At 55.3% G+C, this 13206-nt stretch carries 9 protein-coding genes; 5 read left to right on the forward strand and 4 right to left on the reverse strand.

Annotated features, from left to right (window positions below; translation table 11 throughout):
• Positions 1-27: 27 nt before the first annotated feature.
• A complete protein-coding gene (locus IP81_RS02940) occupies positions 28-351 on the reverse strand; it encodes a GIY-YIG nuclease family protein (protein ID WP_082355928.1) in 324 nt (107 codons plus the stop codon).
• 255 nt (positions 352-606) lie between these two features.
• The gene (locus IP81_RS02945) at positions 607-2379 is read right to left on the reverse strand and encodes a tetratricopeptide repeat protein (RefSeq protein ID WP_082355930.1); all 1773 of its coding nucleotides are present in this window, start codon (positions 2377-2379) and stop codon (positions 607-609) included.
• 1243 nt (positions 2380-3622) lie between these two features.
• On the opposite strand from IP81_RS02945, the gene IP81_RS02955 reads away from it, so the two are divergent.
• Together IP81_RS02955 and IP81_RS02960 are read left to right on the forward strand one after the other, a co-directional pair.
• The gene (locus IP81_RS02955) at positions 3623-4912 is read left to right on the forward strand and encodes an adenylosuccinate synthase (RefSeq protein WP_054106500.1); all 1290 of its coding nucleotides are present in this window, start codon (positions 3623-3625) and stop codon (positions 4910-4912) included.
• A 277-nt stretch (positions 4913-5189) separates the two neighbouring features.
• Positions 5190-6170, forward strand: a complete 981-nt coding sequence (locus tag IP81_RS02960) for a hypothetical protein (protein ID WP_054106501.1) — start codon at positions 5190-5192, stop codon at positions 6168-6170.
• A gap of 161 nt (positions 6171-6331) precedes the next feature.
• Here the strand turns inward: IP81_RS02960 and IP81_RS02965 are convergent, their stop codons facing one another.
• Both IP81_RS02965 and IP81_RS02970 read right to left on the reverse strand, forming a co-directional pair.
• Positions 6332-7891: a DUF4139 domain-containing protein gene (locus tag IP81_RS02965; RefSeq protein ID WP_197274502.1), complete on the reverse strand. Its 1560-nt coding sequence runs from the start codon at positions 7889-7891 to the stop codon at positions 6332-6334.
• 10 nt (positions 7892-7901) lie between these two features.
• Positions 7902-9362: a DUF4139 domain-containing protein gene (locus IP81_RS02970; RefSeq protein WP_054106503.1), complete on the reverse strand. Its 1461-nt coding sequence runs from the start codon at positions 9360-9362 to the stop codon at positions 7902-7904.
• Between the two features lie 102 nt (positions 9363-9464).
• On the opposite strand from IP81_RS02970, the gene IP81_RS02975 reads away from it, so the two are divergent.
• From IP81_RS02975 to IP81_RS02985, 3 genes are all read left to right on the forward strand, one after another.
• Entirely contained in the window at positions 9465-11216 is a 1752-nt protein-coding gene (locus IP81_RS02975; RefSeq protein WP_054106504.1) for a cation:proton antiporter, read from the forward strand.
• A 220-nt stretch (positions 11217-11436) separates the two neighbouring features.
• Complete coding sequence (locus tag IP81_RS02980) at positions 11437-12189, forward strand: bacteriorhodopsin-like (RefSeq protein ID WP_054106505.1); 753 nt, start codon at positions 11437-11439, stop codon at positions 12187-12189.
• Between the two features lie 27 nt (positions 12190-12216).
• The gene (locus IP81_RS02985; protein WP_054106506.1) at positions 12217-13164 is read left to right on the forward strand and encodes a Brp/Blh family beta-carotene 15,15'-dioxygenase; all 948 of its coding nucleotides are present in this window, start codon (positions 12217-12219) and stop codon (positions 13162-13164) included.
• Positions 13165-13206: the final 42 nt, after the last annotated feature.

Raw genomic sequence — 13206 nt, forward strand, 5'->3', positions numbered from 1 at the left:
CTCTGCCCGGAATCACGAAGAAACGGGTCAAACCGCCCGAATTACCGACCGAAACATACCAACGGCGCGGTCGTTATAGCCGAAAAGCAGAGGGAGCAGCCCTCCTCGGACCAATCCGACTCGAACTACCCGGTTTTTGCGGGTGTCCAGCTTCTCGCGCGCGATCGCCGGTTCGATTTCGTCGTGCCGCTCGGCATAGACCAGCCTTGTCTTGCCAAAGTCCGTCACGTGGATTGAGCCGTCGCCCTCACGATGTTGCCACACGCGGCGGGTCAGATCGGATGTGACGCCAACGTACATCCCGCCACGATAGCGGTTTGCCATGATGTATACCCAGCCACCCTTTTCCATCAGGCCGTCATGCCAAAGGTGAGGTGGCAAGGGAAGCCAGGCCCCGTGTCAAGCACGGGGCGACGGGCGGGTGTTGGATCGGAATTCCGGGGACAGTATACCTAATTCCGTGATTGCTTTGCCATGCTGACCTCCATTGCAACCAGCAGGTTGAATCAGATCATTGCCCTAATGGGAATCCCTAATCGATTCCATCAATCTGAAATCGACTCTAAGTATACTGCCCCCGGGATTGCCATGAATTTGCGCCCTAACTCATTGCACATATATATGCCCTGGTGGCAATTCATTCAGATGAAAATGATGCATTTTTCGATACAAAATTTCAATATTCTTCGCATAAATCTTAGGATCAAATAATGATGTTACATGATTATTATCTAAAAGCTGGCCCCTGATTTTTTTAATTCTGTTCGAATCCAAAGCAAGTTCAATCGCTATTTTTTCATACGATTGTAAATCTTTTGCTATCAACTCGGGTATTCCGGCATTCGTTAACAAGCTTGCCGCAACCCTACTTGCAAATGACTGCCCTTCCATTGTGACCACTGGAAGCCCCATCCTCAATGCGTCACTACAGGTTGTATGTGCACCGCACGGGAACGTATCAAGAAATATGTCTGCCAAACGGATTCTATTCAAATGATCCTGTATTGGAACGTTTTCCGCAAATATTAGCCTATTGACATCAATGTTGGCTTCAAAAGCATATTTTTTAAGATTATTTTGAGCTATAGAATTGGTTGCTAATAACCAAAGAACGCTACCGTCAACTTCTTTCAAAATTCTCATCCAGGATGCAAAAATGGGCGGAGTTATCTTGTAATTATTATTAAATGAACTAAATACAACTCCATGTTTCGGTAAACTAAAATTTGATCTGCAGACAGACTCTGCAAATACATCTCTTCTATAACAGTTGGGTTGATAGCAATCGGGCAAATAAGCTATTTTTTCTACGTAAAATTCTTGCTGCTCCTCTTTGATTAGTAATTTATCAGCAACAATGTAATCTATAAAATCGGTACCCATCGTGCCAGGATATCCCAGAAAATTTACCTGAATTGGTGCCGCACGATCAGCAAAGATCCCGGTTCTTGAATCAGTTGTAAATCCCTTTAGATCAATTGCGATTTCAATTCCAAGATCGCGCGATAATTTTGCAATTTCTTTGTCAGAATTATTGTTGCATTCAATAAATTGATCGAATGCCTTTCTTGCCCGAGACTGCCAAGCGTCATTGGTAATAGGTCCAAATGAAAATGCAAAAATTTCAAAATGATCTTTGTCGTGCTTTTCAAGCACGTCTGCCAACAAATGCATCGTGGCATGGTTATGAAAATCTGCAGAGAAGTAGCCAATTTTAATTCTATGCGATTTATTGATCTTAAATTTTTGATTTTCAACTGCTCTAACATCAAATTTCGCTTTAACATAAATTTGCGATGCCATTTTTTGAGTGGCAGGGCAGTCAATTAAACTAAGCAAATCGAAAGGATAAATCGCCTTATTATTTTCATCAATTTTTTTCTTAATCGATTCCAATTGATTTTCAAAATCAAGCCAATTGGATAGATGCATCTGTAAATGTAATTTTATTCCTAATAAAAATTCTATTTTCGGATCAATATCAAATGCGTACTTATAGCTCTCATAGGCTTCATCGAGTCTTTTCAATTTTTGGAGAGTAATTCCGCGATTGTAATATGCAGTTGCGTATTTCGCTTCCAATGAAATTGCCTTGTCGTAATGGTTTATTGCCTCATCGAGGCGATTTAATTTTTTCAATACATTGCCAAGATTATTCTGTGACTCTGGGTTTTCAGGATTTAATAAAACTGATCTTTTAAGAAATTGATACGCCTTTAATGCTTCACCAATTTCATAATAAGCGCTGCCGATTAGGCATAAAAAATCAGAATTAAGTTTCATTTTTGGTAAAATTTTTAAATAAATACCAATGGAATCCTGAACTTTTCCAGATTTATGTAATTGAATTGCTTTTTTTATTAATTTCGAATTACTCATAATTTCTGCCTTTCGTTAACTTTGTCTCGATAAAAAGTTATTTGAATAAATTCATGATATCATTGGCTTTCGGTAATTGTATTTGCGCGATTAATTGCGATGAGGGTGTCGTAAAAATATCAGATTTCACAAAGATGAGGCTTTGTATTTTTCTAAAATTACAGAAACTAAGCAAACATTACCTTACATCCTTCAAGGAACATTCATTCTGACATTTATAAAGTAAGACTTTATTCAAATCTAACTACGGAAAATACTATCATCGACGTCGTCTTCAATCTTATAATCAAATTTCAAATCACTTTAAATCAAAGATACATTATTTTTTTATCGTGTGTCAACGAAGGTATAAAAAGGAGCCTGCTACAGGTTTGAAAGTGGGCCAGTCATTTCAGCCAAAGGCCTCTGATTGTGGCTGGGGTTGATCGGCGTCGGGTCAGCGGCAGTAGCATAGCGAAAGTCGATTTGCCGTTTCTGATCAGAGCATCTTGCCGCCCTCCTAGTCATTTTGGCGCTTACATCTGCTTGCAAGACGTAAGCTGTCACCATTCATCTCGAGGAGGTGGGCATGGTGGGCGTGGCCGTAGGACGTTCGGAGCCGGGGATTCAGAGGACAGCCGGGATTTCGAGGGGGATTCCGAGGACAGTATACTTAATTTCGTGATTGCTATGCGATGCCGCGAAGAGGTTGGTTCGTGCAGAGATCGCAGAGGACGCAAAGGTTTTTCGCGCAACGACGCCAAGAACTTGCGTAACGTCTAAGCTCTGAAGACAGCACAAACCGCTATCCTACACGCCGCCAAATCCCTACCGTCCATCCCGCTCCTTGAACCGTTCAAAACTCCGGCAAAGCCCGCCCAAACGCAGCGCATTTCCGCTGCGGGCGCGGGGCAAAACGCCCCCGAAAAGCACACCCCACCGGCCCCCTGATTTCTTCTCCAGAACAGTGTAAACTGTGTAAACTTGTTCAGGTTACGCCGCACCATCCTGAACAAATCCGCCATCCAGACCTTGCGCATAACCGATTCCCCAGCCATCCCAGCCTTGCCGAAAGTTGCGCCCCATACGGTATACGTCCGATGAATTGCTTTGCGCGCTGTCACACCCTTGACTTGGAGAGGCATTCCCCCCTAACGCGCGCTCCGAAATCAGGGTGCCTGCCGCCCGTCCAATCCATCCGTTTCGCCGAGTCCTGTCGAAGGGCGCTACCGGATCCACCTTGGCAGGGTGGAGGAGTATAAGCATGGCCAATGTAACCGTAATCGGTGCCCAATGGGGCGATGAAGGCAAAGGCAAGATCGTCGACTGGCTTGCCAGCCGCGCTGATGCCGTCGTCCGTTTTCAGGGCGGCCACAATGCCGGCCACACGCTGGTGGTGGGCGAACAGGTCTATAAGCTATCGCTCCTGCCATCGGGCATCGTCACCGGCACGCTGTCGATTATCGGCAACGGCGTGGTGCTCGATCCTTGGGCCTTGAAGGCCGAGATCGAGAAGCTGACCGCGCAGGGCGTCGAAATCAACGCTGACAACTTCGCGATTGCCGACAATTGCCCGCTGATCCTGCCGCTGCACCGCGATCTGGATGGGTTGCGCGAAACGGCTGCCGGTTCGGGCAAGATCGGCACCACCGGTCGCGGCATTGGCCCTGCTTATGAAGACAAAGTCGGCCGCCGCGCCATCCGCGTTTGCGATCTGGCGCATCTTGATAAGATGGGCTCGCAGCTTGATCGCCTCTGCGCGCACCACGATGCGCTGCGCGCAGGCTTCGGCCAGCCCTCGGTGGATCGTGAGGCCCTGATCGCCGAACTGCGCGAAATCGCACCTTACGTGCTGCAATTCGCCCAACCAGTATGGAAGCGCCTCAATCAGGTGCGCAAGGCTGGCGCGCGCATCCTGTTCGAAGGCGCACAGGGCGTGCTGCTCGATGTCGATCACGGCACATATCCCTTCGTCACCTCGTCGAACACCGTGTCGGGCACTGCCGCTTCGGGCTCCGGCCTTGGTCCCAACGCCACCGGTTTTGTGCTGGGCATCGTCAAGGCCTACACCACCCGTGTCGGCTCCGGCCCTTTCCCCACCGAATTGGAAGATGCCGTCGGCCAGCGCCTAGGCGAACGTGGCCACGAATTCGGCACCGTCACGGGGCGCAAGCGCCGCTGCGGTTGGTTCGATGCCGTGCTCGTCCGCCAGTCCTGCGCCATCTCGGGCGTCACCGGCATCGCGCTAACCAAAGTTGATGTGCTTGATGGCATGGAAAAAGTGAAGATCTGCACCGGCTATCGCCTGCGCGGCAAAGTGCTCGACTATTTCCCCAGCCACGCCGCCGATCAGGCCGAAGTTGAGCCGATCTACGAAGAAATGGACGGTTGGGAAGGCACCACTGCGGGCGCCCGCTCTTGGGCTGACCTGCCCGCGCAGGCGATCAAATACATCCAGCGCGTGCAGGAATTGATCGAAACACCCGTCGCGCTTGTCTCCACCAGCCCCGAACGCGAAGACACGATCCTCGTCCGCGATCCCTTCGTAGACTGACGCAGGCCCACGACACCGCCTTTGCCGAGTCGCAAAGGCGGTTGCGCGGCGGCGAAATCTTCGGCCAAGGCACTGCCCATCGCGCGTAGTACCTTCATTTTGGCCGTTGGATGCACGACACTAACGGATCGGTAAATCCAGCAATGGCGGCCATTTACAGGCGATAGTCTGCCGATGGCGCGCGCTAATTGATCCAAAATAGCGGTAAATGGTCTTGACCTGATCCTATTTTGTTCCCCACATGTTCATATACGTAGCGACACTAAGGAACGTAGGTATGGGACAAACAGCTACACAGTTTGATTATCCGGCCGATGATGTGGCGCTGTTGCGGCCGCTATCGCCGCTCTCCGTCGCAATTTTTTCTGACCGGGCCTATTTGCGGACCGAAATGGCCGAAGATGCTGCCGCTGCCGGTTTGCGTGTAACCCGTACATCAGAACTTAACGCGCTGCTGGGTGAGGTCGAACAACCACTCGGTGATCTCGTGCTGGTCGATTGCCCCGTGATCGAAGGCGCAGAACTGGCGGCGCTAGCGCGGCTGGATATGCGCGCGGCCCGCTCCGGAACGCAGCTTGTCGTCTCCACAAGCATGGGTTCGCTCGATGATGTGTTCGGCTGCCTAAATCAGTCTGCCGCGCAAATCCTTGTCAGCCCCAGCCGGGCTGACCGTGTGGTGGCACTGGGCCGTCTGCTCACCGCCGAAGGGGCGCGGGTGCGCGAATTGTCCGATCATGATCGCATGTCGTTGCTGCGGTTAACCGAACAAGTCTCGCAGATCGCGCAACAACTGGAATCGTTGTCAGGACCCGTAGATGACAGTATGGTTGTCAAAGCTTCTGCGTTTAGTTTCGATAGCAATGGTTCACGCGATCCTGCCGCACAACGGATGACACGCAAAACACGCCCCGCGCTTCCTGATCCACGGTTGGTGCGAAAGGTTATCCGCCAACGCCAACTGCGCGGACGCTTCTTCCAAAGCGATCTGTTCGCCGATCCCGCGTGGGACATGCTGCTTGATCTCACTGCGGCACGGGTCGAACACAAACGGGTTTCGGTCACCTCGCTATGCCTTGCCTCTGGTGTTCCGCCCACTACCGCACTGCGCTGGATCAACCAGATGACTGATATGGGCCTGTTCTGCCGTGCTGAGGATGATTCTGACCGCCGCCGCGCTTTCGTGACCCTGTCTGACAAAGCCTGCGATGGCATGGCGCATTACTTTGCCGAAGTCGAAGGCGCAGCTTTGATGGTCTGATGGTCTGATGGTCTGATGGTCTGATCTTCTGATTTGTCCCGGTCCGGTCCCCCCCTGCACCGGCCCCTGGCGCGCCCGGCCAGCCTTCATGCCGGGCGCGTTTTTTTGCGCATGGCAGCCAGAAAAGCATCGCCGCGATCAGCTATAAACAGAAGGTCCGATTATTGCGACTGCACCAGCGTATAATTCCACGATACTGAGCCGTTCGCGGGGATCGTCACCGCCCAGATCGTGCGGCCATCCTTGCGCGTTACCTTGCCCCCGGCGGGCGCGGTCTTCAGGCCAACGATCTGCTCTCCCGCACCACTGGCAATACGCGCCTCGAACTGCACAGGAACTCCACGGGCATTGCGCGCGGTCAGCCGCACTGTTTTCGCACGTTCGGTATCGCTGATAGTCTGCGCCTCCAGCGTCACTTGTGTCGCATTGGCGAGCATGATCTCCACATCCTCGCCCACCGCACGGTCAGCAAGGCCACCTTCGCCTGATAGCAGTACTGCATCGCCCTGCGGTTCAAACACGGTCACTGGCCCGCCCGGCAGCGGCAGGCCAAGGCCTTCTTCCTTGCGGTTGCGGGTGCGCAGCATCTGTCGCACGCCATCGGCGCTGTCTTCCCACACCTCGGCGCGATAAAGCGCCTCCATCTTCACAGCCTTCTTTAAAGCGAGCGCCACTTGCTTTTGTGAATTCGCCGCGACTGTAACTGGCACGGGCACACGGTAAAGCTTGAGATCGCCAAGCGCCTCTTGCTTGACTTCAACACGAGCCCTGACCAAGCCGAAGGCGCGTACTTGCGGAGCTGGTGAAAGTTCGTTCATCAAACTGTCGTCACCAGTCAATTCAAATACAAGCTGCGCATCAGTTTTCTCTGGTAAGGATGCAGGTGACGCTCGCGTTGCCAATGGCGATGATAGCGAGCACTTCAACACCAGCGCCCCTCCACTTGGCGCAGTCCCCCGGCCCTTATCTGTCCGATTTACCTTGCCCGCAATCACCGCCGCTTCCGCATTGGCAAAGCTGGTGGAATCGCTGCTCGCCAACGTCACCCAAGCCGATAAACTAGCAGTCCGGCCATCGGGGTTCATCGTGACCACATAATTGGTCTGCCAATCAAATCCCCACGCCAGATACGATAGCGAAACCGTGGCCTTGTGCGCCTGCGCAGCCTCCGTCTCGATCGACAGCGTCGGCCGTGCGGACAAATCCTTCGGAGCCTCCGGATAGATCAATTCGTCCTGAAGCCCACCGCAAGTGGCCACTTCAAAGCCCGCCGCCGTCTGAACAATTGCCGCGCCATCCACGCCGGACCGGATCACCGCGCGCTCCTCGCGCACTCCGCCCGATCCGGGCAAAGTGCGGCGCAAAGTCACAGGCCGCCCGAACATCCGCGCGTAAAGGCTGCGCGGCGATAGCAGATCGGCATCAAGGTTTTTTTCGCGCACGCCCGATGGCAGGCCGGTAACGATGGCGCTTTCGGGAAACAGCCCCGCCGCCACGCCTTCAAACCGGATCGTCGCCTTGCCCGCCGGAATATCCACCGTGCGCTTTTCGGTGATCAGCGCATAACCTTCCAACCAGCTCAGGTTCATCGCGGTATCGCTACCCCGGTTCGGCGCGCGATAGACGCTGACAGACACGTTATCGGGTGCAACCGATGTCACCACACCTTGCGCAAAGGCAGGCGCGCTCAACACCAGCGAAAGAGACAGCAAGCGGCGCACGCCCCGCGCCTCAGTATCGCGAATCAAACTGGACGGTCAGCGTCGTCTCGCCATTGGCGGGCACCGGCACCGCCCACGCGCGTTCATCGGCAGAACGCTGTTCGCCCTTGATGTTTTCGGATGGCACGCGCGTATCGTGCCACCAATTGTCCAGCCCACCCTGCACCACTTCCACCGTTACCGGCACGGCCTTGGCGTTGGTAACCTTGTACGTCATCGTCGTGCGCCAGAACGTTTTCTGGGTATCCACCGTCACTTCGGTCGGGGCCTTACCCGGTGTGGTCACGCGGTAACGGACGGTGCGCTCCCATTCGCCGCTTTCGATAACATCGCGCTTTTCCAGCACCGGCTGCACTTTCACGTCAAACGCCTCTCCGGTTTTCAGCGCAAGACTCGACCCCATCGGCGTGTGGCCGATGGAGTTTTCGCCAATGAACTGCGGCTGCCCGCGCGCATCGCGCATATAGACGCGCACCGTGCCTGCGGGCAGCGCATCGCCAAGTCCCGCATCCTTTGCGGTAGAGAAGCGCAGCACCGTATCGGCGCTTTGCGGCTCGGTCTGCGTCGAAAGCCAGCCATTGCGGAAATGATAGGCCTTCGATGCAGGCGCCCCCGCCACATCAAGGAAGCTCACCTGCTTTTGCTGGGCGTTGGCCACAGTAGTGCGGCCCGCAATCGGATACAGGTAAAAATCGCCAAGGCTTTCGCGATTGGCGCTCTGCGTGCCCATGCGGTTGCCGGGCATGACTTGCCGCCTGCCGCGATAGGTTTGCGCACCATCGCCCACCGATCCTGCCACCAGCAGCACCTTGGCCTTGTCAAACGTCGTGCCGCTATTGTTGGTCAACGTGATCCAGCCCTGCACATCGATCTTGCCCGCAGCTTCATCAAACAGCGCCACATAATCGGCCTTCCAGCCAAACCCGCGCGACAGGTAATTGAGCGAAACCGGACGCGCACCGGGGCTGGTCGTATCGAGCGTTACCGAAAGCGTGGGCCGCGCGCGCAGGCCTGCTGGCAAGCTGGGGAATACCACCCGCGCCGCATATGTGTTCAGCACCTCGATCCGGTCACCAATGCGCACCACGGTGCCGCCATTGTTGGCAAGGATCGTCGCGCTCTCGCGCGTCTCTGCGCCAGTGGCCGGATTGGTGCGCACCAGCGTCACCACCTGTCCCACCGCCTTGTCCATCAGCTTTTCCGGCGTCAGCAGATCATAATCAAAGTTCTGTTCGACAATCCCCGTGCCGCCAGCATTCAGCGTCACCGTCTCTGGCCGGATCGCGGCGGACACATCGGGAAATTCCTGCCGCGTGCGCCCCAGCGGAAGCGACATCTGCCGCACATCCTGCACCAGCGCCAAGTCGTTGTTATAGATCGTCAGCGATACATCGCCCTGCGCCGAAGGCGCGCTTTGCGCAAATGCCGCAACCGGCATAGCCACTGCCACAAGATACCCGACGCCGCGCATAAGCCTCTTCCCGATTTCCCACAGGCTATAGTTTCACCCGCCACAGATCAACGCAAGCTGAACAAGTATTGCGGCGCGTGTAGATAAAGCTAGACAACAAGCATGGCCGAACATGCATCCTTGCTTCACGATGGATTTCTCCTGCTCGGCTTCGCGCTTGTATTCGTGCTACTATTTCGGCGGCTCGGCCTTGGCGCGACTTTGGGTTATCTGGTGGCAGGTGCCGTTATCGGGCCGCAAGTGCTGGGGCTGGTCGGCGGGGCAGAACAGAAGCTTGGCATCGCCGAACTCGGAATAACCCTGCTGTTGTTCCTCGTCGGGCTGGAACTGAACCCGTCGCGGCTGTGGCGGATGAAGCGCGATATTCTGGGGCTGGGCCTGTTGCAAGTGACGGCATGCGGCCTCGCCGTGGCGGTGATGATCGGGCTGACGACGGAGTTTAGCTGGGCCGCAGCCTTGGCTTTGGGCCTGCCCTTGGCGCTGTCGTCCACCGCACAGGTCCTGCCGATGCTGCAATCTGCGGGCCGGCTGCGCACCCCGTTTGGTGAACGCGCCTTTGCCATCCTGCTGTTTCAAGACCTCTCGATTATCCCGCTTATCACGATCATCGCCGCGATGAGCCGCAACCCGGCAGACGCGGGCGGGCCTCCGGGCTGGCTGCTGGCGTTTTATACTATCGGCGCGCTTGTCGGCCTCATCGCCGCCGGGCGCTTTATCATCCGCCCGCTGTTCCGCCTGATCGGCAATCTGGGTGAGCGCGAGATGTTCGTCGTCGCCGCGCTGTTCACGGTGATGGCTTCGGCGGCGGTAATGGAGGCCTTGGGTCTATCCACCGCATTAGGCGCATTTGTCGCAGGCGTGATGCTGGCCGACAGCCCTTATCGCCACGAGCTCGAAGCCGACGTTGAGCCGTTCCGCTCGATCCTGCTCGGCCTGTTCTTCCTGGCCGTTGGCATGATGCTGAATTTGCAAGCCATTGCCGATCGCCCGCTATTCGTGATCTCGATGGCAATTGGCCTGATCACGATCAAAGCCGGGATCGTGTTCCTGATCGCGCTTGCCTTCCGCATGCCGTGGCGTGGGGCATTGGCGCTCGGCCTGCTGCTCAGCCAAGGCGGTGAATTCGGCTTTGTGCTGTTTGCCCAAGCCCAGCAAGCGATGCTGATTGCGCCTGATGCCGCCAGCCTGTTTGGCGCGGTCGTCACGCTTTCCATGGCCACCACCCCGTTCTTGATGATGGCCACCCGCCGCTTCCGGCAAGAGGCCGAAGTTACCAAAGGCACCCGCGCAGGCCCGCAACCTGATGGTGCCAGCGCGATCATTGTGGGCTTCGGGCGATTCGGCCAAGGCGTCAGCCAGATGCTACTCGCCAGCAATATCCCGGTCACGATGGTCGATACCGATATCGAAATGATCGACGTTGCCGCAAGCTTTGGTGCCAAAGTCTATTTCGGCGATGGCACGCGCCTCGATCTGCTTAGGCAAGCGGGCGCTGGCGATGCCGAAATGATCTTCTTCTGCATCGATGGCGATCAGATCACGCCCGAATTTGTCGAGGCGGTTCACAACGCCTTTCCCGCCGCGGCAATTTATATCCGCGCATATGATCGTCGCGCGCTGATCCAGTTGAAGGGCACTCCTGCCAACGCAGTGGTGCGCGAAGTGCTCGAATCTGCGGTGCGGATGGCCCGGATTGCACTGGGCGATGCGGGCATTTCCGAAGAAGCCATAAACCGCGCCGAAGACATGTTCCGTGCTCACGATCGTGAGCGCCTAAAACTACAGGTCGAGGCAGGTGACGTGCGCGCCGCGCGCGATCGGATTATCACAGAGCCACAAGCCGCGCCGGGCTAAACTGCCCCCCAAGCTCGCGCGTACCACAGAATATTTCGATAATACACAGTGTTATGCCCGTTAGGGTATAGCCATATTGTTGTATGGCCGGGAACTAAAATGCGTGTCATGCCTTCCCTACAAGGAATAATTACAAATCCGAAAGCAATCGCTTTTGGGAGACTTCACTATGATCAAAGCGGAATAATAGTTTTTGATCTTAGTGAAACTGGAGGGCATAATGGACGTTATTTCGATTTTCCAATACTCGCTCGTGTACAACGCATTTTCCTTCTCGTTCGCAACTATGGCGGCCGCAGCCCTGTTTCTCTGGCTCGGCCGCTCGCAGGTGTCAGCGAACTACAAAACCGCAGTAACGATCTCCGGTCTGGTCTGCGCCATTGCCGCCTACCACTACCTGCGTATCTTCGAGAGTTGGGAAACCGCCTATGTTGTCAAAAACGGCGTGGTCATCACCTCCGGGTTCGCATTCAACGACGCCTATCGTTATGTTGACTGGCTCCTGACCGTGCCGCTTTTGCTCATTGAACTTGTATTGGTGATGCGCCTTACCCGCGAGGAAACTATTAGTAAATCGGTGCGCCTGGGCTTTGCTGCAGCGCTGATGATTGCGCTTGGCTATCCTGGCGAAATCGCATCTGACATTCCAACGCGCGCGCTCTGGGGTACGCTTTCTGCAATCCCGTTCTTGTACATCGTGTGGGAATTGTTCAGCGGCCTTGGCGCTTCGATTGATCGCCAGCCAGAAAGCGTTCGCAATCTGGTAAAGAAGGCACGCCTGCTGACATTTGCGTCATGGGGCTTTTATCCCATCGTTTACATGGCACCTTATGCCAACATCTCAGGCGCAGATGCAGAAACGGCTATCCAGATTGGCTATACCATTGCCGATCTCGTCGCCAAGGCTGCCGTCGGCGTGTTGGTCTGGGTCATCGCAGTGCGCAAGTCTGAAGCTGAAGCACTTACGGCCTGATTTGACATGGAGGCCGCTCGGTCACTGATGATCCCCGTCCCCGCAGGGCCATTGACCGACAGCACCGGCACGCGCATTTCGCGCGTGCCGGTGTCTCCGCTTTTCTGGCTGGCGTTGTCGCTGATTGCAGGCGGGATGGCGCTAGGCTCTGGATTGGGCCAATCCCTACCGATTGCCGTAGCAGCGGTTCTGATGTTGCTGGGGGGTCTGCCGCACGGCGCCTATGATATAGCCATCGCACGCCATACGCTTGGCATGGGCTGGGCACGCGCAACCGTCGCCTTGCTGGCCTATATCGCGGTGGCTCTCGCCATGATCGCGCTCTGGGCTATCGCCCCACTATATGCGCTGGCGGTTTTTTTGATGCTTGCCGCCATTCACTTTGGCGAAGATTGGTTGATGATCGAAACCGGATTGCTGCGTGTGATGGCCGGTGCATCGATAATTTGCGTTCCAGCGTTCTTTCGCGGACCAGAAGTTACCGCATTATTCACCACCATGGCAGGACCAGGTGCGGAGACTTTGCAGAATATTGCGGTCGCCTGCACTCCGGTCGCACTGCTCGTAAACGCTGTCGGCACCTTGCAGACCTGGCGCGCGGGCCACCGCGAATGGGCCACGGCGCAAACCATCGCATTGATCACCCTTGCAACAACCCCGCCGCAGATCGGCTTCATGCTCTATTTCGTGTTCCTGCATGCGCCGTTGCATATGCGCGGCTTGGGCACCGCACTGCCGGATTGGTCCCCGACAAGAATATGGGCCTATGGCGCTATCATTTGCGTGATCACTCTGGCGGCAGGAGCCTTGATCGCCCCCGGCTTCTTGTCGGGCGATATCAAGGCACTATCGGCAGAAAGCTTCCGCCTCCTATCGGTTGTAGCAGCGCCTCACCTGCTGCTGACCACGATTTTGAAGCAGGCAACCCGAGGACATCCTCACCCAACCTCAAGATTCTCCAAACTCGGCGGTTGACGAACCAGCAAAAACCCGTAAATGCCCATCTTCCGCGAGAGC

Origin of the sequence: Novosphingobium sp. AAP83, from assembly GCF_001295795.1 — a bacterium.
Classification (GTDB): Bacteria; Pseudomonadota; Alphaproteobacteria; order Sphingomonadales; family Sphingomonadaceae; genus Novosphingobium.